The sequence below is a fragment of the Devosia sp. genome, assembly GCF_039927955.1.
Classification (GTDB): Bacteria; Pseudomonadota; Alphaproteobacteria; order Rhizobiales; family Devosiaceae; genus Devosia.
This window is the reverse complement of record NZ_JBDSUA010000015.1, coordinates 1-24,354: the sequence shown is the minus strand read 5'-3', so window position 1 is coordinate 24,354 and position 24,354 is coordinate 1. Positions and strand designations below refer to the sequence as shown.

Below are 24,354 nucleotides of genomic sequence, written 5' to 3'. Positions count from 1 at the left end.
CCATCGGACAAATGCGCGATGATCCGCTCATCAGCTTGCCGGCAGTTCCCGCACGCTGATCATCCCGGCCAAGCCGGAAATGCGTGGAGGCCCTGCCTCAGTTACACCACGCTATGGGGCACGATCGATCAACACGTAGCGGCTGCCTAAGTTTTTGGCAGTGATAGCTAATAATTAATTATACCGAACTAACCTCGCGGGCATTGATTTGCCGTTTCCGGGGGGAAGAGCCAGTGAAGATCATTCCACAGCTCAAGATTGCACAAAAACTACCACTGGCCGTCGTTGGCGTTGCCTTGCTGGCCTGCATGGCGGTTGGTGTTGGCAGCTATTGGGTCTCGGCCGGCACCGTTAGCCGGATGACCGAGGAAAAACTCGGCACCGTGGCGCAGGAGCGCGGGCGCGAGCTCAGCGAATTCCTCAAATCGGTACACGATGATCTGGTGGTAACGGCGGCATCAAACACCACCGCCAGTTCGCTGGCCAATCTGGGCATGGGCTGGGACCAGATGAAGGACCAGGCGGCGACGCTGCAAAAGGCGTTCATCGAGGCCAATCCCAATCCGGCTGATCAACGCGGGCTGCTCGATACCGGCAAGCTCAATCAGGGTGTGACCTATGACATGGCGCATGGCCGCATGAACCCCGGCTTCCGGGCGCAGATGCAGGCCCACGGTTATGGCGACATCTTCATGTTCGATCTCAAGGGCAATCTGGTCTATTCGGTGGCCAAGCAGGCCGACTATGCCACCAGCTTTGCCGATGGCGGCACCTTTGCCAAGACCCCGCTGGGCGATGTCTATCGGCAGGCGATGGCGATGACCGAACCCGGCCACGTGGCCTTTGCCGATCTGGCGCCCTATGAGGCGACGCCGGGCCTTTCGGCGGGGTTTGTGGCGACGCCGATCTTTAACGGCAAGAACATGGTTGGCGTGCTGGCGTTCAAGCTCTCGGCCGATCGCATCAATGCGATGATGGGCAATCGGCTGGGTCTGGGTGAAACTGGCGAAACACTTTACGTCGGTACCGACCATCTGATGCGCAACGACTCCTCGTTCTCTGTGGACGATGACGTGCTGAAAACTGCCTACAACGCCCCGCTGGTGGATGCAGCGCTGGCGGGTGAAACCCCGCCAGTGGGAGAAGTTTCGAGCTATCGTGGTTTGGATATGCTGGCCGTGGCCGTGCCCCTTTCGTTTGAAGGGCATAACTGGGCGCTGATTGCCACCACCACCAAGGCCGAGGCGTTCCAGCCGCTGACTGACATGCGCAACCTGATCCTGGTGATTGCCGGGGTGGTGTTGGCGCTGGGTGCGGCACTGGGCTATCTGGTGTCGCGCTCGATTGCCCGGCCGATCAGCCGGATGACCGAGACGATGCGGGTGCTGGCCGATGGCGATCTCAGCGCCGAAATTCCTGGCGCCAGCCGCACCGACGAGTTGGGCGACATGGCCAAGGCCGTCGAAGTGTTCCGCGAGAACGGGCTGCAGATGAGCCAGATGAGCGAGGGTGAACGCGCAGCTTCGATCCGCCGGCGTGAAGAGCGCAGCGATATGATGGTGGCGCTGCAGGCCGCCTTTGGCGAAGTGGTCGATGCTGCCATCGGCGGGGATTTCTCCAAGCGGGTCACGGCGCAGTTTGCCGATGCTGAACTCAATGCCTTGGCACTCAGCGTCAATCGTCTGGTTGAAACAGTGGATGCCGGCCTGGCTGAAACCGGCAGCGTGCTGGCAGCACTGGCCGATACCGATCTGACCCAGCGCATGCATGGCACCTATGCCGGCTCGTTCGCCAAGCTGCAGGCCGATACCAATGCGGTCGGCGACAAGCTGAGCGACGTGGTGTCGCAACTGCGCCAGACCTCGGGTTCGCTCAAGACCGCCACCGGAGAAATCCTCTCCGGCGCCAATGACCTTTCCGAACGCACCACCAGGCAGGCGGCAACCATCGAAGAAACCACCGCGGCAATGGAGCAACTGGCCACAACCGTGGTTGAAAACGCCCGCATGGCCGAAGACGCCAACGTCAAGGCGCAGGCGGTGTCGCATTCGGCGGCGCAGACCGGCGCGGTGATGGGCCAGGCCAATGCGGCAATGGAGCGGATCACCACCTCCTCGTCAAAAATCTCCAATATCATCGGGATGATCGACGATATCGCCTTCCAGACCAATCTTTTGGCGCTTAATGCCTCGGTGGAAGCGGCGCGCGCCGGGGACGCCGGCAAGGGTTTTGCCGTGGTCGCCGTAGAAGTGCGGCGTCTGGCGCAATCGGCGGCCAGTGCGTCATCGGACGTCAAGGCGCTGATCGAACAATCGGCCAACGAGGTCAAAAGCGGCTCCAAGCTGGTATCGGATGCGGCGGCGCAATTGTCGACGATGCTGGAGGCAATCAATCAGAACGGCGCCTTGATGCAGGGCATTGCCAAGGCCAGCCGCGAACAGGCTTCGGCAATCGACGAGGTTTCCAGCGCGGTGCGGGTGATGGATGAAATGACCCAGCACAATGCGGCGCTGGTCGAGCAAACCAATGCCGCCATCGAGCAGACCGAGGCGCAGGCCAATGAACTGGACCGGATCGTCGATATCTTCATCATCGAAAACCGCCGCGAAGCGGCCCCGGCGGCGCGTCGGCCGGAAGGTGGCGCGCGGGACCTGCAGAGCAAGCTCAAGGTTGCCACCAAGTCTTATCTGAGCAACGGCAATGCCGCCGTGGCCAAGGACTGGTCGGAGTTCTGAGGGGCGGACTGCCCGTTTGAGGGGATGTGCCCATCGATTTGACAACATGCCCCGGGGCCAATCGGCATTCAGCTTGTGCTTGGCCTTTTCACCTGCACCGGACGGCTCTGCTCCCCCTCGAGGGGAGGGGAGAATCCTGAATGTCGATCGGTCCGGGGGCGGACGAACGGGCGCATCCCTCTGGTTCCGCTCCATTAATGTCGGGTCGCTTACGAATTAGAGGTCTATTAAGCGTTCCAACGCAATAATTGCAGCTATCAGACAGGTTCATCGGCACCGCGGGGTGACGACAATTCGAAGCCTCGTCTGTCAAGGAGAGCTGACTATTATGATGCAGGCAAGCAAGATTACCGGACTGCAGCGTGCTGCCCGGATCGTCCTGGTCCTGGCGGCGGGCCTGACGGCCCCGGCCATGGCGGCCGACGATTACACTGGCCCGCTGACCGAATTGGCCAATAGCAAGATCAAGGAAATTGCGCAGAACCCGGTACTGGTCGCCGCGATCATCGCGCAAAACGCCGTCACCGCATCCTACGACCAGGCCAAGATCGACGAACTCGACAAGCAATGGCGGGCCGAGGTCGATGCCGATGCCAAGCCGTTGATCGACGCGACGATGGGCACCGAGGCGTCGGCCTATCTCAAGAAGGCACAGGACGATAGCGCCGGCATGTTCACCGAAATCTTCGCGATGGATGCCAAGGGGCTCAATGTCGCCCAGTCAACCGTGACCTCCGATTACTGGCAGGGCGACGAAGACAAGTTCACCAAGAGCTTCGGTGCGGGAGCTGCCGGCCTGCATCTAGGTGAAGTCGAGCAGGACGAATCGACCCAGACCTTCCAGAGCCAGGTCAGCGTCACCATTACCGACCCCACCAGCGGCGCTCCGATTGGTGCGATTACCGTTGGTGTGGATCTGTCCACGCTCTGATCGAGCGCGCCTATCATTGTCGGCCCGTTGTCGGGCCGGCAAGCTGCAGCACATAGGGCCACTTCATGAAAATGCGTCTCAACCTTGCCTGGTCGATCCTTGTTCCAGTGGCATTGACCATTGTCGCCGCAGTTGGGGTGACGATGACGCTGGGATACACCAGCACGATGTCGACGCTGGAAAAGACCCTCACGGCCCGGCAGAACGAGATGATAAGGGTGGTCACCGAGCAATCGGCGGGCAGCGTCAAATTTGGCAAGATGGACGCCGTCGATGCTTCGTTTGCAACGTATGGCGCCGACCCCGATTTCGGCCTGGCCGCGGCCGGGGCGATCGATGCGCAAGGCAATCCGATCAGCCAGTTCGGTGCGGACGCGACACTTGTCGCCGCGGCGCTCGATGTTGCCAAGCAGGCAATGGCCGGCAACGCATTGGTGTCGATCAATTCCGGCAATTATCATCTGGCGGCCTATCCGGCCCAGTTTGGCAAGGACCTGGCTGTAGTGGGTGCCGTGGTGATGGCGTGGGACGTGACGCTGATGCGTGACGCCACTTTGGCCGATCAGGGGCGAAATGGCCTGATTGCCATCGGCGTGGCGCTTTTGGGCATGGCCGGGCTGGCGCTGTTCCTGACCCGCTATGTCACCGGACCGCTGCGCGATCTGACCAATACGGCAAAGACCATGGCCGAAGGCAATTTCGACGCCGCGGTCAATGGCGCCGGGCGCCGTGACGAGATTGGTGATCTGGCCAAGGCCATCGAAGTGTTCCGTGAAAACGGGCTGCAGATGAGCCAGATGACCGAAACCGAGCGGGCCGCGTCAATCCGCCGGCGCGAAGAGCGCGGCGACATGATGGTAGCCTTGCAGGCAGCGTTTGGCGAAGTGGTCGATGCCGCCATTGCCGGGGATTTTTCCAAGCGGGTGCGGGCGACGTTCCCGGATCAGGAACTCAATGCGCTGGCGTCCAGCGTCAACAATCTGGTCGAAACCGTTGATCGCGGCATCGGGGAAACCGGCAAGGTGCTGGCGGCTTTGGCCGATACCGACCTGACGCTGCGGATGGAGGGGGCGTATGAAGGCTCATTTGCCAAGCTCAAGTCCGATATCAACGCGGTGGGCGACAAGCTGACCGGCGTGGTCGGGCAGATCCGCTCGACCTCGCGCGCCCTCAAATCAGCCACTGGGGAAATCCTGGCCGGCGCCAATGATCTGAGCGAGCGCACCACCAAGCAGGCGGCGACCATCGAAGAAACCTCAGCGGCGATGGAACAGCTTGCCACCACTGTGGTGGAAAATTCCCGCATGGCCGAGGACGCCAATGGCAAGGCGCAGGCGGTATCCAACAGCGCTGCCCAGACCGGCCAGGTGATGGAGCAGGCCAATGCCGCGATGGAACGCATCACCACGTCGTCGGCGAAAATCTCCAACATCATCGGCCTGATCGATGACATCGCCTTCCAGACCAATCTGCTGGCCCTGAACGCCTCGGTGGAAGCGGCGCGTGCAGGGGACGCGGGCAAGGGCTTTGCCGTGGTCGCCGTGGAAGTGCGGCGGCTGGCGCAATCGGCCGCGAGCGCTTCGTCCGACGTCAAGATGCTGATCGAGCAATCGGCGACCGAGGTGAAGGGCGGCTCAAGGTTGGTGTCGGATGCTTCAGCGCAATTGTCGGCGATGCTGGAGGCGATCAACCAGAACAGCGATCTGATGCAGAAGATCGCCAAGGCGAGCCGCGAGCAGGCTTCGGCGATTGATGAAGTCTCGACTGCGGTACGCACCATGGACGAGATGACCCAGCACAATGCCGCACTGGTGGAAGAGACCAATGCGGCCATTGAGCAGACGGAAAGCCAGGCCAGCGAACTGGATCGGGTGGTGGATATTTTTACCATCGATGATGGTGGGCGGCGCGCCCAGCCGGAACGAGCGCCGCCGCCCAAGCGAGCGGGTGCTCCAGCCGACCGTGTGCGGTCGGCGGCAAGCAACTACCTCTCGCGTGGCAATGCGGCGGTGGCGCAGGACTGGAACGAATTCTAACCCAGAAATAATGATCAGGCCCCGCATGTGCCGGGCCTGATCATTTTTCCCTATCGCTGCGCCAGCAATGCGGCCATCGACCTGGCCTGGAGCGAATTTCAGGCCGCGGTTCTCCGAGTAAACGTCACGGGCTGCTGACATTCCGTGTCAGCAGCCTTTGTCTATTGTCCGGGCGCGGTTGTAACCTTTGACGATCCGGCTCCGAACGGCTGGCAAGGCGTTGCCGCCGACATCGCCGGAGAGATCAAATGCAAGCCACACTGACGGGAGCCGATCTTTCCGCCCTGCTCGAGCCGCTCCCAAGCTCCATCGAGACCTTGACGCGCCGCCTGGTAGCGATGATCGCCGCCCATCCGGGGCTTTCCGGCCGGGTGATGCGGGGCTGGCGGTCGATTAATTTTCACCACGGCAAGGGTGGACTGGTGTGCGCGGTGTTTCCCTATGATGACCGGGTGGCACTCTACTTCCAGAACGGACGGATGCTTGATGACACGGAGCAGATGCTGGCCGGGAACGGCAAGACTGCGCGCTACCTGTCATTGCTGCCGCGCGCCGAAATCCCGATCGATGCCATCGGCGTGCTGATTGCCGAAGCCATTGCCCTGATGCACTGATCGATGCTTAAACGGCTCCGAACAGGGAGACGGGAATGGCAGTCATCGGGCTTGTGGCGCACGACGACAAGAAGGATGAAATGGCCAACTGGGCACATGCCCACAAGCACAAGTTGGGCCAGCATACGCTGTTTGCCACCGGCACCACGGGCGGGCGCGTCATTGCTGCCACTGGCCTGCCGGTCACCCTGCTCAAGAGCGGTCCGTTGGGTGGCGACCAGCAACTTGGCGCGATGATTGCCGAGGAACGGCTGGACGTCCTGGTGTTCTTCATCGATCCGCTGTCGGCGCAGCCGCACGATGTCGACGTCAAGGCGTTGACCCGGCTGGCAACGCTCTATGATGTGCTGTGCGCGTTCAACAAACCCACAGCTGATGCCGTGCTCGCTGCCATTTAGCTGCAAAACCTACGGCTGACGCAGTGCTGGCGGCGATTTGACCATCCGGTCAAGTTGACCCTTTGGTCAGCTTGTGCGCAGATGCCGAATAACGATCCGGAACAATCCAGGGTCGAGGTTTCAGGAAATCAGGACGGGGTCTGGGTGTCCTTCGATGCAGTTATCGACGTCAAGAACGTCACCAAACGCTTTGGCGGCCTGACCGCCGTCAACAATTGCTCGCTGCAAGTGGCACGAGGCTCGGTGACCGGGCTGATCGGTCCCAATGGCGCGGGCAAATCCACCCTGTTCAACATCGTGGCCGGCAATATCGTGCCCGATAGCGGACAGGTGTTGTTCGACGGCAAGGACGTTACCGGCATGCCGCCCTACCAGCTGTTCGGTTCGGGCATGCTGCGCACGTTCCAGATTGCCCACGAATTTTCCAACATGACGGCGCTGGAAAACCTGATGATGGTGCCGGGCGACCAGCCGGGGGAGAGCCTGGCCAATGCATGGTTCCGCCCGCGTCTGGTCAGGTCGCGCGAGACCGATGTGCGCAAGAAGGCACTCGACGTCATCGATTTCCTCAAGCTCGGCCATGTGCGCAATGAGTTGGCAGGGAACCTGTCCGGCGGGCAGAAAAAGCTGCTCGAACTGGGTCGCACCATGATGGTGGATGCCAAGGTGGTGCTGCTCGACGAGGTCGCCGCGGGCGTCAACAAGACGCTGCTGCAGGATCTGGCGGCCAATATCGAGCGAATGAACCGTGAGCTTGGCTATACCTTCTTCGTCATCGAACACGACATGGATCTGATCGGCCGGCTCTGCGATCCGGTGATCGTGATGGCGCAGGGCGAAAAGATCGACGAAGGCTCGATGTCGAGCATCCGCGCCAACGAGGCGATCGTTGAAGCCTATTTCGGTTCACCGGTCGTGGTGAATTGATGGCCCTGATCGAACTCACCCACGTCGTCGGCGGCTATGGTGGCGCGCCGATCCTGAATGGCGTCAACATTGCCATCGACCAGTCCGATATCGGCGTCATCGTTGGTCCCAATGGGGCTGGCAAATCGACGACGCTCAAGGCGATTTTCGGCCTGCTCAAGGTCACCGGTGGAACTATAGTGTTCGATGGCGCCGAGGTGACCAATTCGCTGCCGGACAAGCTGGTGCCGCGCGGCCTGAGCTTTGTGCCGCAGGAAAAGAACGTCTTCACCTCGATGAGTGTCGAGGAAAATCTGGAAATGGGCGCTTTCACCCGCAAGGATGCGTTTGGCGACACCATGGAATGGGTTTACGACATGTTCCCGGTGCTCAAGGAAAAGCGCAACCAGAAGGCGGGCGAGCTTTCGGGTGGCCAGCGCCAGATGGTGGCGATGGGCCGCGCCCTGATGAGCAAGCCGAAATTGCTGATGCTGGACGAACCCTCTGCGGGCCTGTCGCCGCGCTATGTGATTGAGATTTTCGAGACCATCGTGCGTGTCAACAAGGAAGGCGTCGGCATTTTGATGGTCGAGCAGAATGCCCGCCAGGCGCTGGCCTTTGCCTCCAAGGGCTTCGTTTTGGCCTCCGGGCAGAACCGCTTTACCGGCACCGGCCCCGAACTGATCGCCGATCCCGAAGTCGCCAAGAGCTTTTTGGGGGGCTGAGGACACCATGACCGAGCTGATTTTCTTCATCAACCAGGTACTGATCTCCGGCGCCGTGCTTGGATCGATCTATGCGCTGGGCGCCATCGGCATCACGCTGATTTTCGGCATCCTGCGCTTTGCCCATTTTGCCCATTCCGAACTGATGACCTCGGGGGCGTTTTTTGCCTTCCTGCTGGCGGCGCTGTTTGCCGCCTGGGGCATTCATGCGCCGATCCCGACCGGGTTCGTGGTGCTGCCGATTGCCATGGTGATCTCGGCCGTTCTGGCGCTGGGGATCGACAAGGGCTTTTACGCGCCACTGCGCAAGCGGGGCGCCAAGCCGGTGACGCTGCTGATCGCTTCGATCGGCGTCACCCTGATGATGCAGGGTCTGACGCGCCTGTTCTTCGGCGCCGGCACTTACAGCTTTTTTGAGACCGAAACCAAGGTGCTGTACCGCTTCGACATGTCGGCACTGGGGTCGACAAGGCCGCTGGTGATCACGCAGCCGCAGGTGCTGATGGTTCTGGTCACGATCATCGCCGTGGTGGCGCTGCATTTCTTCCTGACGCGGTCGCGCTTAGGCAAGGCTATGCGCGCCATGGCCGACAATGCCGATCTGGCGCAGGTTTCGGGCATCAACACCGCGCTGGTGGTGCGGGTGACCTGGGTGATTGCCGGGGCGCTGGCCTGCATGGCCGGCACCATGCTGGCGCTCGACGTGACGTTGAAGCCCGATCTGGCGTTCAATATCATCCTGCCGATCTTTGCCGCTGCCATCGTTGGCGGGCTGGGGCAGGCCTATGGCGCCATTGCCGGTGGCTTCCTGATCGGGTTCGCCGAGACGCTGGCGGTGTTCAACTGGTCCACCGTGCTCAAGCCGCTCAATGCGGTGCTGCCTGAATGGGTACACCTGCCGGCTAACCTGTCGCTGGTGCCCACCGAATACAAGCTGACGGTGGCCTTCGTCATTCTCGTGGTGACGCTGCTGGTTCGTCCGACGGGCATCTTCAAGGGAGCCTCGTCATGATGCGGCGTTCTTTGACGCTGTTTGCGGCGCTGTTCGTACTGATCCTGGGCGTCGGTTTCGTGCTCGGTGTGCCGTTCACCACCAGCCGTCTGGTGGAAGCGGCGGCCTACTCGCTGATCGCGCTGGGGCTTAATATTCAGTGGGGTTATGGCGGGCTGTTCAATTTCGGCATCATGGGTTTTTTGATGCTGGGCGGCTTTGCGGTCACCTTCATGTCCTATCCGATCAACCCATTGTTCTGGGGATCGGACGGGCCGTTCATGCTGGGCAAGGCGATCCTTGCCTTCGTTGCCGGCGCCGGGCTGGTCTATGGTGCCCAGCAATCGCACCGGATCGGCATCAAGGGCGGCTGGAAGGTCGCACTGACCGTTCTCGTCTGGTTCGTCGCCTATTGTGTCTATCGCAGCCAGATCGATCCGGCCGCCGCCTATATCGAAGCGCTCAGCGGCAAGGACGGCTGGGTTGGCGGCCTGGGCCTGCATCCGCTGGTCGGCTGGCTGTTTGGCGGCGTGCTGGCAGCGATCGTCGCCTATATCGTGGGCAAGATCTGTCTGGGGCTGCGCACCGATTATCTGGCGATTGCCACGATCGGTATTTCCGAAATCATCCGCGCGCTGATCAAGAACATGGACTGGCTGACCCGCGGCACGCTCAGCGTCTCGCCGATTCCGTGGCCGACGCCGCTGCCGCAGGATTATCAGGCCAATGGCGTGGATAATCTGACCGCGCTGATCTATGCACGTGCCGGTTTTCTGGTGCTGGCACTGGTGGTGCTCGGTATCGCGGTGTTCCTGATTTCGCGCGCCTATGCCGGTCCGTGGGGCCGGATGATGCGCGCCATCCGCGACAATCACATTGCCGCATCGTCGATGGGCAAGAACGTCACCTCGCGGCAGCTGGAAATCTTTATCGTCGGTTCGGTGCTGATGGGCATCGGCGGGGCCATGCTGGTGTCGTTCCAGCAGATTTACGATCCGACCAGCTATCAGCCGATCAACCACACCTTCATCATCTGGGTGATGGTGATCGTGGGTGGCTCGGGCAATAATTGGGGCGCCATGTTCGGGGCGGTCCTGATCTGGATGATCTGGATCATCTCCGAGCCTTTGGCCAAGGCGATTTTTGAAACCGTCAGCCATTGGTCGACGATGATCGGCTGGAGCGAGATCCCCGACATCGAGTCGCGTTCGGCGCAGATGCGCGTCTTCGTGCTGGGGCTGGTGATTACCATTGCACTGCGGTTCGCGCCCAAGGGGCTGATCCCCGAAGTGGTGCGGCGCGAGGGCTGAGGCGCGCCGCTATTTGACGGCAGTGACCCAAAGCCAGCGCGTCGGCAGCTTGTCGTAGCCGGTCCCATCGATTTGGCTCAGGTCCAGCCCAGTCCAACTCGCGGCGTCGCGGAAGTGGGTCATCAGCGTTTCGGCGCTGGGGTAATTGTAATAGCGCCCGAACTGGTCGCGGCCTTCGCCATCGCCGGCTTTGAAGCTGGCGACCAATCGTCCCGCTGGACGTAGCGCATGGTGGATGCGGCTCAGATCGTCGGTGAGTTCGCTCGCTGGGGCATGCAGCAGCGAGGCCGATGCCCAGACGCCATCATAGGCAGCAACGTCATCAAGCGCGTTGAACGCCAGGATTCGAACCAGGCGCTTCAGCAAGTGCTCGGCCTCTGCGGCCAAAGCGGTGGAGGCGTCGCTGGGCGTTACATTGAAGCCGCGGGCCAGCATTGCAGCGGCGTCATGACCGCCGCCGGTGCCCAGTTCAAGAATGTCCGCGCCAGGGGGCAGGGCGGCGAGAAATTGTTCAAGCTGTGGACTTGGACGATAGGCACCATGCCGCACATATTCGGCGGCGTTCTCGGCGTAAAATTGCAGTGTTGCGTCGTCAGCCATGGCGGTCCCCAACGAAAAAAGCCCAGGATTGCTCCTGGGCTTTCGCTATCGGCAGATTGTTCTGCTTACTTGATTTCGCCCTTTTCGACGAACTTGCCGCCTTCGACGGCGAGCTGGACGATGATGCCGTCAACGTCGCCGGCTGCGTCGAAATCGAGAGCGCCACCGGCACCTTCGTAGTCGATGTCAGTGCCGGCCTTGATCAGCTCGACGGCCTTCTTCCATTCGCCGGGAAGGATCTTTTCGCCGGGAGCGGAGGCAACGTCACGAAGAGCCTTGGACAGGCCATCGCGGCTGGCAGAGCCGTTCTTCTCGATGGCCAGGGCCATCAGGAAGGCAGCGTCATAAGCCTGCGGAGCGTAGGTTGCCGAACCATCGATGCCGCCAGCCTTGGCCAGATCGGCATAGGTGGTGGTGGCAGTGCCGGCAGGGGCGCCAGCGCGGGTGGCGAGCAGGCCTTCAACCGAAGCTGCGTCGATGCCCTTGAGCAGGTCGTCGCCGACCATGCCATCGCCGCCGACATAGGCGGTGAAGTTGCCGCTTTCGACAGCCTGACGCAGGATGGTGTTACCCGAAGCGTTGGCATAGGCCAGGATTACCAGGTTCTGCGATGCAGTCAGGTTGCCCAGTTCGGCGCGGTAGTCGGCCTTGCCGTCTTCGTGAGCGACGCTCGCAGCCACGGTGCCGCCGCCCGCGGTGTAGGCAGCGGTGAAGGCGTCAGCCAGGCCTTTGCCGTAGTCATTGTTGACATAGGTGACGGCAACGTCCTTGAGGCCCTTGTCGAGCAGGAGCTTGGCCATCTTGACGCCCTGCAGCGCGTCGGATGGGGTGGTGCGGTATACCAGGTCCTTGTCTTCAAGCGTGGTCAGCGCCGGAGCCGAGGAGGCTGGCGAGATGAACACGACATTGCCCGACAGGCCCGAGCCGTTGAACGCGCCAATGGTTTCGCCGGTGCACAGAGCACCCACGATGCCGGTCACCTTGTCGGTGTTGATCAGCTTGTCGGCAGCCGCGGCCGCAGTGGTGGCATCGCAACCGCCGTCGGCCGAGATGATGTTGAGCTTGCCGCCGCCCAGGATACCGCCCTGTTCGTTGATTTGCTTGACCACGAGTTCGGCGCCGGCAAAAATCGGTGGGGTCAGGCTTTCGATCGGGCCGGTAAAGCCGCCGATGAAGCCGATGGTCACGTCTTCGGCCATTGCCGGAACGGCAAGGGCGAGGACCGACGCGGCGGCCGCAACGCTGAGGAGAGTCTTGTTCAGTTTCATGATGTCCCTCTGTCTGGTCAGACGGCCCGGCGCCCTTTCAAACGAGCGTCTCTGCAGCCGGATGACAAGCTATGGGGGCACGACCTGTGCCCCGCTGGCGGCGATATTGCATAATTTTCGAGCACGAGTCACCACGCTTTTGATCATCCGGTCAAAGCTGGCGTTCGATTGATTAATGGGGGCGTGGCCCTATATGGTCGGCCAACAAATTCGTGCCCCAGGGTTGGCTTGATGCGTTTGCTGTTCCGCTGCTGCCTGACTGCCTTGCTGCTGGTTTCAAGTGTGCAGCATGGCTTTGCGCAGGCCAGCTTCACCGTGCTCGACCAGGCGCAGGATAGCGGCGGCGGTGTGGTGCAACCCGATGCAACGCAGCCCGCCGACAGCGTCCGGCCCGACGCGCCGCCACCGCCGTGCGGCACCCAGCAGCTGACCATTGCCAGCATGGGCTGGCCTTCGGCGGCGGTGCTGGCAGAAATCCATGCGCGCCTGCTCAGGATCCATTTTGCCTGCGACACCCAGGTTATCCCCGGTGATCTGACGGCAACCACGTCCTCGATGGGGTCGAGCGGGCAGCCAGCCGTCGCGCCGGAAATGTGGGTGGGGCGCGTCGCCGATGTGTGGAACCCGGCGGTGCAGGCGCAAATGGTGCGCCCGGCCACCAATACCTATGCCAGCCAGGTGTTCGAAGGCTGGTTCATGCCCGACTATCTGGCCGCCACCAATCCCGGGCTGGCAAATGCTGCGGGGCTCAAGGCGGCGCTGCCAGGCGTCGCCGGCGGGGGCAAGGTGCGGTTCGTGACCTGTCCGGTCGATTGGGCCTGTTCGGTGATCAACCGCAATCTGATCAAGGCTCTCGGTCTGGAGGGGCTGGTCGATATCGTGGTGCCGGCCAACCGGTTCGAAATGGATACGCTGATCGGGGAAGCGGTGAGCAAGCAGCAGCCGGTGCTGTTTTACTACTGGCAGCCCAATGCCATTCTCAACCAGTTCAGCTTCAAGCCGATCGATCTGGGCGCTTATGATGCCGAAGCGCTCAAGTGCCTGGCCCAGATCAGTTGCCCGAGCCCCAAGCCGTCGTCGTTTGCTCCGGAAACCGTGGTCATTGCGCTGGCCGACCGGGTGTTTACCGAAACGCCGATGATTGCGGGCTATTTCCAGCGGGCCAGCCTGCCGCTCAAGGAAATGGATGCACTGTTGGCGCAACTCAACGAAGCGGGCGCGACGCCGCAAAGCGTTGCCGACCGGTTCGTGGCGGAGCGCCAGGATATCTGGAAGAGCTGGGTCGGGACGGGTCCGCCGTAACCGGCGGTTTACCGTGACGGCAGAGGACACCCGATCAGCCCGGCACCTGTTACAAGACCGTCATTGAACCGCGATAGCGTCCGCCGCCTTGCGATGCCTTCGACTTAATGCATTGATAAATAATGCTTTTGTGTCATTCGTTGACGCTGTCTTTACCTGTGCTTGCCACATTGGGCCTCGCGCGCGCCATGGGTTAGGAAGCGCGCGGGGGCCCGATAGCATGCGCAGCGACCAGTCACTCTCCAATATTATCGATGCCTATCGCCGGGTGTCGGTCAGCGTCGGCGGGCTGGTTGCCGCTCTCCTGCTGCTCATTGTAGCGGCGATTGCCCTGCTGCCCAGCTCCGAGGCGCGGCCGCTGCAGATGCTGGTCGTCGCCGCGGGCCTCGGCGTCGTCGTACTGATCATCCTGCGCCTGGGATACAGGGCGATGCGGCTGCGCATCGAGCAGGCCGATACGGAAAAACGCGCCGGGCTGGCCTCGGCGCATCGCGACGCCCTGACGGGGGTGATGACCCGGTCCCATTTTCTGGAAAATCTGAAACGCAGCGTCTATCACGGCTCGTCCGCCAGCGTGGGCTATATGCAGGTCGATATGGATAATCTCAAGATTATCAATGATCTGAACGGCCACAGCGCCGGCGATGCGGCCTTGGTACACCTCATCGACATGGTGACAAGGCTGATGCCGGGTGCCTTTGTCGGTCGCCTGGGTGGCGACGAATTTGGCATTGCCATCGTCGGGCACGATAATAAACTGGCCCTCAAACGGCTGGGCGATACGCTTTTGGCGCAATTGTCCGAACCGACGCTGATCGGCGGGCGGCGCCTGCGGCTGTCGGCGACGGTGGGCGTGGCAATGTCTCCCCAGGACACCACCGACTGCAATGAGCTGATCAGCAAGGCGGATCTGGCGCTGTACAAGGGCAAGCGCAATGGCCGTGCCTGCGTCGTGGCGTTTGAGGAAGACATGCTGGGTGACGAGCGGCATCGGCGGTTCGTCGAGCGGGAGCTGCGCGCTGCCATTCTGATGAACGAGCTGGAGCTGTATTATCAGCCGGTCTTCGCGGCGGATGGGGTTACCCTGCGATCCTATGAGGCACTGGTGCGCTGGCAGCATCGGGTCCGCGGCACCATTTCGCCGGTGCAGTTCGTGCCGGTCGCCGAACAGAGCGATCTGATCGACAAGCTCGGCGACTGGGTGTTGCGCCGGGCCTGCCTTGATCTGGCCGCGCTGGGAACGGCCTCGGTGGCAATCAATGTTTCCGCCGCACAGTTGCGGCGGCCGGACTTTGCCCAGCGGTTTGCAACCATTGTTGCGCAAACCGGCGCCGATCCACACCAGTTGATCGTGGAGATCACCGAAACCGTGCCGCTGCTGTCGAGCGGCACGGAAATGGATAATCTCAGCCAGGTCCGCGCCACCGGGGTTCGCGTTGCCATCGACGATTTCGGCGCCGGCCATGCCAGCCTGCAATATCTGCGCGCCTTCACCTTCGACATCATCAAGATCGACCGCACCTATGTCAGTTCCATTGCCAGCAATCGCATGGATGCAATGATCGTTGCGGCGATCTGCGAGATAGCCCGCTCGCTGCCGGTCGAGGTGATTGCCGAAGGGGTGGAGGAACATGAACAGCTCGCCCTGCTGCAGGCGGCGGGCTGTACGGGCTTTCAAGGCTATCTGCTGGGCAGGCCACAACCGATCCGCCTGTGGCAGACCCAGCCGGGGGGCGCCGTCGCTGCTGCCGCATAGCACGGCACTTTCGTTGCAGTTGCGTGAACGCCCGCGCGGTGGCTATAAAGGTTGCGGGAAGCCAAATGACGGCAACGGGAGTTACGCCTTGGATTTGAAGCGGATCAACGACAACGTCAGCGTATCGGGCCAGATTTTGCCTGCCGACGTCGCAACGCTCAAGGCTTCCGGCTTCGTCGCCATCATCAATAATCGCCCGGATGGCGAATCGCCGGATCAGCCGGCAGGCGCCGAAATCGAAGCCGCCGCCAAGGCTGCCGGGCTTGCCTACCATGCCATTCCGCTAGGCCGTGACGGCGTTTCCGCCGACATGGTCGACAAAACCAAGACCGTGCTCGAGGGGAGCAATGGTCCGGTGTTTTGCTACTGCCGCTCAGGCACCCGCTCGACCACGCTGTGGGCTCTGTCGCAGGCCGGCAAGATAGACGCCAAGGAGATCATCTCCGAAGCGGCTGCTGCCGGTTATGACATGTCCCATCTGGCGGGCCATCTGGGCTGATACCGCGCCGGCGGGTAACCGCCAGCCGTTCTGAATACTGAGAGCCCGTTTGGACACTCTATTCTGGCGGCCGTCTGACGCGATTTTCTGCGCTTCCGGTGCTCACGTACCAAACGTACGCTGCGCTCCGGTTCTCGAAAACCACGCCAGCCGACTCCCCAGAGCGAGTTTCCAATCGGGCTCTAGAGCCGGACCGCACGGTCCACGCCCCCTCTTGCTCGGAATTGTTCGATGCCAATCAAAAAAATCCTCGTCGCCAATCGCTCCGAAATCGCCATTCGCGTATTTCGCGCTGCCAACGAGCTCGGGATCAAGACCGTCGCCGCCTTTGCCGAAGAGGACAAGCTGGCGCTGCACCGGTTCAAGGCGGACGAGGCCTATCTGATCGGCAAGGGCAAGGGGCCGGTCGAGGCCTATCTGCAGATCGACGAATATATCCGCATTGCGCGGATTTCCGGGGCCGATGCGATCCATCCGGGCTATGGCCTGCTGTCGGAATCGCCGGAATTCGTGGATGCCTGCGAAGAGGCCGGCATCATCTTTATCGGGCCGCGCGCGCAGACCATGCGCGACCTGGGCAACAAGGTCGCCGCCCGCAACATGGCGGTCGCCTCCAACGTGCCCGTGGTGCCGGCAACCGAAGCGCTGCCGGATGACCCGGCCGAGATCAGGCGCCTGGCGGCCGAAGTGGGCTATCCGCTGATGCTCAAGGCGAGCTGGGGCGGCGGTGGTCGCGGCATGCGGCGCATCATGGATGAGTCGTCGCTGCTGTCGGAAGTCTCCGAAGGCAAGCGTGAAGCCAAAGCGGCATTCGGCAAGGACGAGATGTATCTCGAAAAGCTGGTCGAACGGGCCCGCCATGTCGAGGTGCAACTGATCGGCGACGATCACGGCAATCTGGTGCATCTGTTCGAGCGCGACTGCTCGGTACAACGGCGCAACCAGAAGGTCGTCGAGCGCGCTCCGGCGCCATATCTCAGCGAAGTCGTGCGCAAGGAATTGACCGACGCTGCGGTGCGCCTGGGCAAGGCCGCCAACTATCGCGGCGCCGGCACCGTCGAATTCCTGATGGATGCCGATACCGACAAGTTCTACTTCATCGAAGTCAACCCGCGCATTCAGGTCGAGCATACCGTCACCGAAGAAGTCACCGGCATCGATATCGTCAAGGCGCAGATCAAGCTGCTCGAGGGCGCAGTGATCGGCACGCCAGAGTCGGGTGTGCCGCTGCAGCAGGACATCAAGCTCAACGGCAATGCCATCCAGTGCCGCGTCACCACCGAAGATCCGGAAGAAAACTTCATCCCCGACTATGGCCGCATCACCGCCTATCGCGCGGCAACCGGCTTTGGCGTGCGTCTCGATGGCGGCACGGCCTATGCCGGTGCGGTGATCACCCGGTTCTACGATCCGCTGCTGGAAAAGGTCACCTGCTGGGCGCCGACGCCCGAGGAAGCGATCAGCCGCATGAACCGTGCCTTGCGCGAGTTCCGGATTCGTGGCGTGCAGACCAATCTGGCGTTCCTTGAAAACATCATCAACCACCCTGACTTTGTGCAGAACCGCTACACGACGCGGTTCATCGATACGACGCCGGCGCTGTTCGACCTCAAGCGCCGCAAGGACCGGGCGACGAAGCTTTTGACCTACATTGCGGACGTGACCATCAATGGTCACCCCGAAGTGCGCGATCGCCCGGCGCCGCCGGCTGGCGCTGCCGCGCCGGTGGTGCCACAGTTCGAGCCGCTGATTGTCAATGAGGGCAGTCGCCAGATTCTGGAACGGCAGGGGCCGAAGGGCCTTGCCAGCTGGATGAAGGCGCAAAAGCGGGTGCTGTTCACCGACACGACGATGCGCGATGCGCACCAGTCGCTGCTGGCCACGCGCATGCGCTCGTTCGACATCACCCGCATTGCCCAGGCCTATTCACGCGGGCTGCCCAACCTGTTCTCGCTGGAATGCTGGGGCGGGGCGACGTTCGACGTGTCGATGCGGTTCCTCAATGAAGACCCATGGGAGCGGCTGGCCAAGGTGCGCGAAGGCGCGCCGAACATCCTGACCCAGATGCTGCTGCGCGGCTCCAATGGCGTCGGCTACACCAATTATCCCGACAATGTGGTGAAGTTCTTCGTCAAGGAAGCGGCCAGAGGTGGCGTCGATATCTTCCGCGTGTTCGATTGCCTGAACTGGGTCGAGAACATGCGCGTCTCGCTCGATGCGGTGATCGAGGCCGACAAGGTGGCTGAAGGCGTCATCTGCTATACCGGCGATGTGCTGGACCCGAACCGGGCCAAGTATGACCTGAAATACTATGTCAACCTGGCCAAGGAACTGGAAGCTGCGGGCGTCCATGTACTGGGCCTCAAGGACATGGCCGGACTGCTCAAGCCCGCAGCCGCCAAGAAGCTGATTGCAACGCTGAAGCAGGAGGTCGGCCTGCCGATCCACCTGCATACCCACGATACATCGGGCGCTGCTTCGGCCACCGTACTGGCAGCGGTTGAAGCCGGTGTCGATGCGGTCGATGCGGCGATGGATGCTCTGAGCGGCACCACCAGCCAGCCGACACTTGGCTCTCTGGTTGCCGCCATTGCCGATGGCGAGCGCGACGCCGAACTCGACGCCAAGGCGATCCGGCAGATTTCGTTTTATTGGGAGGCGGTACGTACCCAGTACCGTGCCTTCGAGAGCGATCTCAAGGGCGGCGCTTCGGAAGTGTACCTGCACGAAATGCCCGGTGGCCAGTTCACCAACCTCAAGGAACAGGCGCGTTCGCTGGGGCTGGAAACCCGCTGGCACGAGGTTGCCCAGACCTATGCCGACGTCAACCAGATGTTCGGCGATATCGTCAAGGTAACGCCGTCGTCCAAGGTGGTGGGCGATATGGCTCTGGCCATGGTCTCTGCCGGTTTGAGCCGTGCCGATGTGGAAGACCCCAAGCGCGATATCGCCTTTCCCGATTCGGTCGTAGGCTTCTTTGCCGGCGATCTGGGCCAGCCTCCGGGCGGCTTCCCCAAGGCTTTGCAGGACAAGGTACTCAAGGGCAAGCCGGCGATCACCGAGCGTCCGGGTTCCTATCTCAAGGATGTTGATCTGGAAGCCGAGCGCGCCAAGGCCGTCGAAGCCAGCGGCGGGGAGGTCGACGATTACCGCCTTGCCTCCTATCTGATGTATCCCAAGGTCTATGTCGACTTCACCAAATCGCAGGACGCCTACGGCCCCACCGAAGCGCTGCCGACGCCGGTGTACTTCTATGGCCTCAAGGAGGGGCAGGAGCTGCTGATCGACATCGAAAAGGGCAAGACCCTGGTGTTGCAATATCTGGGCCGCGCCGAGACCAATGACAAAGGCCAGGTCCGGGTCTTTTTCGATCTCAACGGCCAGCCGCGCACCATCACCGTGCCGGATCGGCTCAAGGTCGGCACGGTCAAGCAACGCTCCAAGGCGGCACTGGGTGACTCCAAACAGGTCGGTGCGCCAATGCCGGGCGTCATCTCGGGCCTGTCGGTCAAGGTCGGAGATTCGGTCGCTGCCGGCGATGTGCTGTGCTCGATCGAAGCCATGAAGATGGAAACCGCCATCCACGCCGAAGCCGATGGGGTCATCGCCGAAGTCACGGTGAAGCAGGGCGACCAGATCGACGCCAAGGACCTGCTGGTCCGGTTCGAGTAACTCAGCCGCGCAACAGCGCCAGCACCGTGGGCAGGGTATTGACGCCCCAGTGCTCGGCGTAGCGCCCGTCCTCGACGCGAACGATATCGATGACGGTGATCACTACCGGCTTGCCGGTGGGGGCTATGCCCATCAGCGGGCCGAGATGAGTGCCGCGGATGGTCTTGCGGGTGACCACTTTGTCGCCGTCCGCCAATTGATCCTCAATCTCGACGGTCAGGTCCGGAAAAGCCGGGTGCATGACATTGGCGAAGGTGTTCCACATGCCTTCGGAACCGTTGGGCGCGCCAGGCGGGGCGCTGTGATTGATGAAATCAGCGGTGAAGATGTCGCGATAGACGGTTTCGTCGAGCGCACTGATGACGCGATCGTTGAAACGGCGGACCGTTGCTTTGTTGCGTTCGGCTAGACTGGCTTCGGTCATTTGGCTGCCTCATATGCAGCCGCCAGCCAATCGAGCAGTTCGGTGTCGAGTTGGGCAGCGTCAGTGATGCCGACACGGTGGGTCACCATCGAGTTCCAGGCGCCGGCCGCTGCGAAACGCTCGGTTGGTTCGACCCCCTTGCGCTTGATGCCGATATCGAGGCGCTTGCCCGAGGGCTGCACGATGGCGAATTTGCCCTTGCCACGCAGCAGGCTGACATAGGTGTCAGTCGCCGCAGTGCCAACTTCGCCAAAGCTGCTGACGGTTTTGAGCAGACCATCAAACGCTGGACGCCACACGGCCTTGCCGCCGACGAATAACCCATCCAGCCGCTCTTCCGCCGGCTTCAAGCCGCCCGTCACCGTGCTCTGGATGACGTGGACAATGGCCATGCCGTGGCCACGACCCAAGCCATGGTCGGCAGCGAGCCAGCCGATGATGGCCATCGGCTTGCTGTCCGGCCCCAGGCCCTTTTCGGCCGCCAGTCGCACGAAATCGGCCGGGTCGAGGCCAGTCTTTTGCTTGATGGTGTCGATATAGGCCTGGAAGGTCATGGCTGGTCCCGCTGTTGCGGCACAGTCTAGCCGCAGCCTGCGGGGCCTGTCGACGCCCTAGCGGCGAGTATAGGTGGCGTTGATTGTCGCCTTGACCGGCACGCGGCTGACGATCCAGCTGACTGCCATCGAGACCAGCATCACATCATCGACCCAGCCGAGCAGCGGGATGAAGTCCGGCACCAGATCGATGGGGCTGAGTACGTACAGCACCACCCCAATCATGGCGAGCTTTAGATAGCCGGGCGTGTACGGGTCGCGGAACGCGTGGAACAGCGTCACGACTTCCTTGCGGAACAGGATCACGCGGGCGATGGCGGTACGGCTGAGGAGCTTGAACATGCCCAATAGATGGTCCCTGCACGGGGCGGTTCAAGGCCGAAAAGTCCATTCCAGACAATTTTAGGCTTAACCACGCCGGTCACGATTGCGGGAAAAGATTAACAAAAGGTTTACGCTTGGCACGGGCCTTGCCACTTTATGGGTATTACAGCGTTGGTTGTGTCCCGGATCGGGACAAACGCCCCAAAGTGGGACAGGTAGGCCAAAATGAGCGAGTTCGAGACCGCAGAGCGTTCCATTTCGGCACCGGGCCTGCCCGTGGTGATCGAAAGCCAGCGTCCGCGCCCCTCGCTGCACCGCAGCGAAACCACCGCAGCCTTCGTCAGCCACCTGATCGCGGCGCGCGCTAATATGGCGCCACAGCGGGCCAAGCGCCGCAGCAGCGTCGGTGAGGCCGTCAGTGCCTACCGCACCGGCGCCAGCATTGGCGTGGTGCGGATGCCGCAGGGGTATCGGACGACTGTGCTGGCCTGAGAGGCCGCTAATTGCTCATCGTCACGTCGCGTCCGGCGCTGGTGATCGAAATCGAGAAGCCGGCGACCACATCGATCAGCGCCATGGCCATCAGCAGGAAAAACACCGAGCTGGCGGCGGCGCCGAGCAGGATGAATTCGAGCAGGAACGCTACGAAAACCAGCATCGACAGCATGTGCTCGACGATCGAGGATGAGCCGGTGCGGGTGGATTTGAGCACTTCAAAGAACAGGCAGACCAGCGCCACCACCAGCAGGAAATCGCCGGCGGTCACCGACCACGGCGTGCCTGAAACCATGGCGATGTTGAAGATGCCATTGTGCCAGCCCTCGGGCCTACCGCCCATGAACAGGAACGCCACGATATTGTAGATCACGAACGGCAGGATCAGCAGCGGCGGCACGAAGGTGCTGTGACGCCGGACGCGGCCGCCGACAGGTGGGATGATGACAGTGTCGGACATGGGTGGGCTCCGGGGTTGGTCGGAGGCAGAATGACAGAGAGTGCTACAGTCGTCACCCCTCGCCCCTTGAGGGAGAGGGACAGATTTTCTGCGTCCAGCAGAAAATCAGGGTGAGGGGTTGCCGCCGCATATCGTGAAGGAAGAAAGAGACCCCTCATCCGGCGCTACGCGCCACCTTCTCCCTCAAGGGGGGAAGGAAAAAGGTCAGAACGGGTTCCAGGTCGGCTGGTCGGTGAACTTCAGGTAGCCGACGTTGAGCCCGGCGCGGAGGCCGACGCCGGAGCGGATGGGGACGACGACAACGTTGCCAGCCTTCATCACCGTCATGCCGAGACCGCCCACGATATAGGCCGAGCCGTCGACGCCGGGGAAGCGGGTAAAGATGTCGTTGGTGGCGCTGAGATTGTAGACCAGCATCATGGTCTTGGAGCCGTCGCCGCCGAAATCGAAGCCGATCGAGGGGCCCTGCCAGAACAGCGGGTAGTCGCCCTGGTTGCGGGTGTAGAGCGTGCCCTCGCCGTAGCGGCCGCCGATGATGATGGCGCCGCTGCCCTCCTCGCCGAGAATGTAGCCGTTGGGAAGACCGAACTGGCTGACCGCGCGCTCGACCAATGAAGCGAGGCCCTGGGAAACGGAACCGAAGAATTCGCCCCCCTTGTCGACGATCTCGTTGACCGTGAAGGTGTCCGAGACCGAGCCAGCGGCCAGCGCCGCGGATGGGGGGAGGCAGAGGCCGAGAAGGAGCGCAAGGCTCAATGCGAGGCGTTTCAGCATGATCACACTCCGATGGCCGGGGCCTTTACCAAGCGCACACCATAGAAGGCTAGCTTCTATCTGACGCGCCCGACTCCTTGGGCTTTTATCGCGGCGATGATGCGGCAAACGGGTAAACAAATCTTAACCATCGTGGCGTGGCTGCTGCTGGCTGTGGCGGCACGTGCCGAAGCCTTGGTGACGACGATTGTCACCGATCCGCTGACCGGCGTCGCGATGGAGGGGTACGATCCGGTCAGCTACTTCATCGATCCGGCGCCGCAGCACGGGCTGGCCGACTACGAGTATGTCTGGCAGGGGGTGCCGTGGTATTTCGAGAGCGCCGCCAATCGCGACGTGTTCATGCGCAATCCGAGCGTCTATGCCCCGCAATTCGGCGGACATTGCGTGATGAGCGTGTCGCGAGGCTATCTCAGCGACGGCAAGCCCGGGCTCTACGCGGTGGACGCGCTGAAGCTCTATTTCTTCTATTCGTCCGCCAACCGCGACGCCTTCCTGTTGAGCAAGAAGTCAGCACTGGCGAGCGCCAATGCCAACTGGCCCGGCCTCTCGGCCGATCTGATGGGGCCGTCTTCCGGCGCAACCATGGCGGGAACGCTGGCGTCAGTTGCTCCGGCCAGCACAGGCGATAATGTTCAAAACAACTGATTCTGCCGAAGGATTCGAGGCAATGGCTGATTTCATCGAGCTCAAGGCGACCGATCTTGCAGCAATGCTGTGTTCGCGGGTCTGCCACGATCTGATCAATCCCGTCGGGGCGATCGGCAACGGACTCGAGGTGCTCGCCGACCCGACCCAGGGGGCGATGGCGGAGGGCGCGCAGGAACTGATCGCCAATTCCGCCAAGCACGCGCGCGCCAAGCTCGAATTCGCGCGGCTGGCCTACGGCGCCTCGTCCACGGCGGGCACCGATTTCGACACCCGCGAATGCGAGCGTGTGGCACGCCTGCTGTTCGAGATCGAGAAAGCTGATCTCGACTGGCAGGTGCCGATGATCCTCTTGCCCAAGCACAAAGCCAAGCTGATGATGAACATGCTGCTGATCGCGGCGATGGCGGTGCCGCGCGGCGGAGTGGTCAGGGCCGAAGTCACCGGGCCGGCGGGCGCGGAAATGTTCAAGTTCACCTCGACCTCCGATTCCGAGAAGCGCCAGAAGACGCTGATGCCGTCCGGTGCCGAGGGACTGCTGTCGGGGAGCCCGGAAGATGGCGTCGATGCCCGCGGCATCCAGCCATTCTACACCGGCATCCTGGCGCGGATGACCGACATGGACCTCAAGATCGGCATCGAGAACGACGTCTTCACGTTCACCGCGACGCCGATCGCCAGACAAGCGGGCGGCGAGCCGGAAAAGGCAGCCGCCTAGATGGCGCATCAGTCAGTCAAAACTTACCGATTGCTAACCATCCATTCGGACTTTTGGCCGATAGTCAGTCGCGAGCTTTAGCGTCAGCTGCCGAGGGTCGAGTAATGAAGTCCTGCCTCATCGTCGATGACTCGAGTGTCGTGCGCAAAGTTGCGCGCCGCATTCTCGAAGACCTCGACTACGTCGTCGACGAAGCCGAGGACGGGCAGGAAGC

At 61.9% G+C, this 24,354-nt stretch carries 23 protein-coding genes and 1 pseudogene; 17 read left to right on the top strand and 7 right to left on the bottom strand.

What is annotated here, in order from left to right:
• The first annotated feature begins 233 nt into the window (after nt 1-233).
• The 9 genes from ABIT12_RS05400 to ABIT12_RS05360 all read left to right on the top strand — a co-directional run bounded on the left by ABIT12_RS05400 (nt 234) and on the right by ABIT12_RS05360 (nt 10,646).
• On the top strand, nt 234-2,735 hold the full coding sequence (locus tag ABIT12_RS05400; protein ID WP_348040109.1) for a methyl-accepting chemotaxis protein: 2,502 nt from the start codon (nt 234-236) through the stop codon (nt 2,733-2,735).
• A 328-nt stretch (nt 2,736-3,063) separates the two neighbouring features.
• Entirely contained in the window at nt 3,064-3,666 is a 603-nt protein-coding gene (locus ABIT12_RS05395; RefSeq protein WP_348040107.1) for a hypothetical protein, read from the top strand.
• Between the two features lie 65 nt (nt 3,667-3,731).
• Nucleotides 3,732-5,702, top strand: a complete 1,971-nt coding sequence (locus ABIT12_RS05390) for a methyl-accepting chemotaxis protein (RefSeq protein ID WP_348040105.1) — start codon at nt 3,732-3,734, stop codon at nt 5,700-5,702.
• A 248-nt stretch (nt 5,703-5,950) separates the two neighbouring features.
• Nucleotides 5,951-6,316: a DUF1801 domain-containing protein gene (locus ABIT12_RS05385; RefSeq protein ID WP_348040103.1), complete on the top strand. Its 366-nt coding sequence runs from the start codon at nt 5,951-5,953 to the stop codon at nt 6,314-6,316.
• A 35-nt stretch (nt 6,317-6,351) separates the two neighbouring features.
• A complete protein-coding gene (locus ABIT12_RS05380) occupies nt 6,352-6,714 on the top strand; it encodes a methylglyoxal synthase (protein WP_348040101.1) in 363 nt (120 codons plus the stop codon).
• A 144-nt stretch (nt 6,715-6,858) separates the two neighbouring features.
• Entirely contained in the window at nt 6,859-7,641 is a 783-nt protein-coding gene (locus ABIT12_RS05375) for an ABC transporter ATP-binding protein (protein ID WP_348040099.1), read from the top strand.
• On the top strand, nt 7,641-8,345 hold the full coding sequence (locus tag ABIT12_RS05370; RefSeq protein ID WP_348040097.1) for an ABC transporter ATP-binding protein: 705 nt from the start codon (nt 7,641-7,643) through the stop codon (nt 8,343-8,345). Before ABIT12_RS05375 ends, ABIT12_RS05370 begins: the two co-directional genes overlap by 1 nt.
• A gap of 7 nt (nt 8,346-8,352) precedes the next feature.
• On the top strand, nt 8,353-9,357 hold the full coding sequence (locus tag ABIT12_RS05365; protein WP_348040095.1) for a branched-chain amino acid ABC transporter permease: 1,005 nt from the start codon (nt 8,353-8,355) through the stop codon (nt 9,355-9,357).
• Nucleotides 9,354-10,646: a branched-chain amino acid ABC transporter permease gene (locus tag ABIT12_RS05360; RefSeq protein ID WP_348040093.1), complete on the top strand. Its 1,293-nt coding sequence runs from the start codon at nt 9,354-9,356 to the stop codon at nt 10,644-10,646. The genes ABIT12_RS05365 and ABIT12_RS05360 overlap by 4 nt, the downstream gene beginning before the upstream one ends.
• A 9-nt stretch (nt 10,647-10,655) precedes the next feature.
• Here ABIT12_RS05360 and ABIT12_RS05355 read toward each other — a convergent pair whose 3' ends face one another.
• Both ABIT12_RS05355 and ABIT12_RS05350 read right to left on the bottom strand, forming a co-directional pair.
• Nucleotides 10,656-11,246 (bottom strand): class I SAM-dependent methyltransferase, encoded by a 591-nt coding sequence (locus ABIT12_RS05355; RefSeq protein WP_348040091.1) that lies wholly within the window; start codon nt 11,244-11,246, stop codon nt 10,656-10,658.
• Nucleotides 11,247-11,311: 65 nt separating this feature from the next.
• Nucleotides 11,312-12,514 carry an ABC transporter substrate-binding protein gene (locus ABIT12_RS05350; protein WP_348040089.1) on the bottom strand — a complete coding sequence of 401 codons (1,203 nt, stop codon included), beginning with the start codon at nt 12,512-12,514 and terminating at the stop codon, nt 11,312-11,314.
• A 231-nt stretch (nt 12,515-12,745) separates the two neighbouring features.
• On the opposite strand from ABIT12_RS05350, the gene ABIT12_RS05345 reads away from it, so the two are divergent.
• The 4 genes from ABIT12_RS05345 to pyc all read left to right on the top strand — a co-directional run bounded on the left by ABIT12_RS05345 (nt 12,746) and on the right by pyc (nt 19,743).
• Complete coding sequence (locus tag ABIT12_RS05345) at nt 12,746-13,816, top strand: glycine betaine ABC transporter substrate-binding protein (protein WP_348040087.1); 1,071 nt, start codon at nt 12,746-12,748, stop codon at nt 13,814-13,816.
• A 220-nt stretch (nt 13,817-14,036) separates the two neighbouring features.
• Nucleotides 14,037-15,572: a GGDEF and EAL domain-containing protein gene (locus tag ABIT12_RS05340; protein ID WP_348040085.1), complete on the top strand. Its 1,536-nt coding sequence runs from the start codon at nt 14,037-14,039 to the stop codon at nt 15,570-15,572.
• Between the two features lie 88 nt (nt 15,573-15,660).
• On the top strand, nt 15,661-16,071 hold the full coding sequence (locus ABIT12_RS05335) for a TIGR01244 family sulfur transferase (protein ID WP_348040083.1): 411 nt from the start codon (nt 15,661-15,663) through the stop codon (nt 16,069-16,071).
• Between the two features lie 231 nt (nt 16,072-16,302).
• The gene (gene pyc, locus ABIT12_RS05330; RefSeq protein ID WP_348040081.1) at nt 16,303-19,743 is read left to right on the top strand and encodes a pyruvate carboxylase; all 3,441 of its coding nucleotides are present in this window, start codon (nt 16,303-16,305) and stop codon (nt 19,741-19,743) included.
• 1 nt (nt 19,744) lies between these two features.
• Here pyc and ABIT12_RS05325 read toward each other — a convergent pair whose 3' ends face one another.
• From ABIT12_RS05325 to ABIT12_RS05315, 3 genes are read right to left on the bottom strand one after another with little or no spacing between them, the layout of a single operon-like run.
• Nucleotides 19,745-20,167, bottom strand: a complete 423-nt coding sequence (locus ABIT12_RS05325) for an ester cyclase (RefSeq protein WP_348040078.1) — start codon at nt 20,165-20,167, stop codon at nt 19,745-19,747.
• Complete coding sequence (locus tag ABIT12_RS05320) at nt 20,164-20,721, bottom strand: DUF4287 domain-containing protein (RefSeq protein ID WP_348040074.1); 558 nt, start codon at nt 20,719-20,721, stop codon at nt 20,164-20,166. Before ABIT12_RS05320 ends, ABIT12_RS05325 begins: the two co-directional genes overlap by 4 nt.
• Nucleotides 20,722-20,778: 57 nt before the next feature.
• The gene (locus tag ABIT12_RS05315) at nt 20,779-21,063 is read right to left on the bottom strand and encodes a YkvA family protein (RefSeq protein ID WP_348040072.1); all 285 of its coding nucleotides are present in this window, start codon (nt 21,061-21,063) and stop codon (nt 20,779-20,781) included.
• 207 nt (nt 21,064-21,270) lie between these two features.
• On the opposite strand from ABIT12_RS05315, the gene ABIT12_RS05310 reads away from it, so the two are divergent.
• The gene (locus ABIT12_RS05310) at nt 21,271-21,537 is read left to right on the top strand and encodes a hypothetical protein (RefSeq protein WP_348040070.1); all 267 of its coding nucleotides are present in this window, start codon (nt 21,271-21,273) and stop codon (nt 21,535-21,537) included.
• A gap of 7 nt (nt 21,538-21,544) precedes the next feature.
• Here the strand turns inward: ABIT12_RS05310 and ABIT12_RS05305 are convergent, their stop codons facing one another.
• The gene (locus ABIT12_RS05305) at nt 21,545-21,883 is read right to left on the bottom strand and encodes a hypothetical protein (RefSeq protein ID WP_348040111.1); all 339 of its coding nucleotides are present in this window, start codon (nt 21,881-21,883) and stop codon (nt 21,545-21,547) included.
• Between the two features lie 321 nt (nt 21,884-22,204).
• Nucleotides 22,205-22,774: a DUF1134 domain-containing protein gene (locus tag ABIT12_RS05300; protein ID WP_348040068.1), complete on the bottom strand. Its 570-nt coding sequence runs from the start codon at nt 22,772-22,774 to the stop codon at nt 22,205-22,207.
• A 132-nt stretch (nt 22,775-22,906) separates the two neighbouring features.
• Between ABIT12_RS05300 and ABIT12_RS05295 the strand changes: the two genes are divergently transcribed.
• The 3 genes and pseudogenes from ABIT12_RS05295 to ABIT12_RS05285 form a co-directional block, all read left to right on the top strand.
• Nucleotides 22,907-23,422 carry a YHS domain-containing (seleno)protein gene (locus ABIT12_RS05295; RefSeq protein ID WP_348040066.1) on the top strand — a complete coding sequence of 172 codons (516 nt, stop codon included), beginning with the start codon at nt 22,907-22,909 and terminating at the stop codon, nt 23,420-23,422.
• Nucleotides 23,423-23,444: 22 nt separating this feature from the next.
• Complete coding sequence (gene chpT / locus ABIT12_RS05290; protein ID WP_348040064.1) at nt 23,445-24,140, top strand: histidine phosphotransferase ChpT; 696 nt, start codon at nt 23,445-23,447, stop codon at nt 24,138-24,140.
• Between the two features lie 104 nt (nt 24,141-24,244).
• A pseudogene (locus ABIT12_RS05285) lies at nt 24,245-24,354 on the top strand (response regulator); the annotation flags it as partial.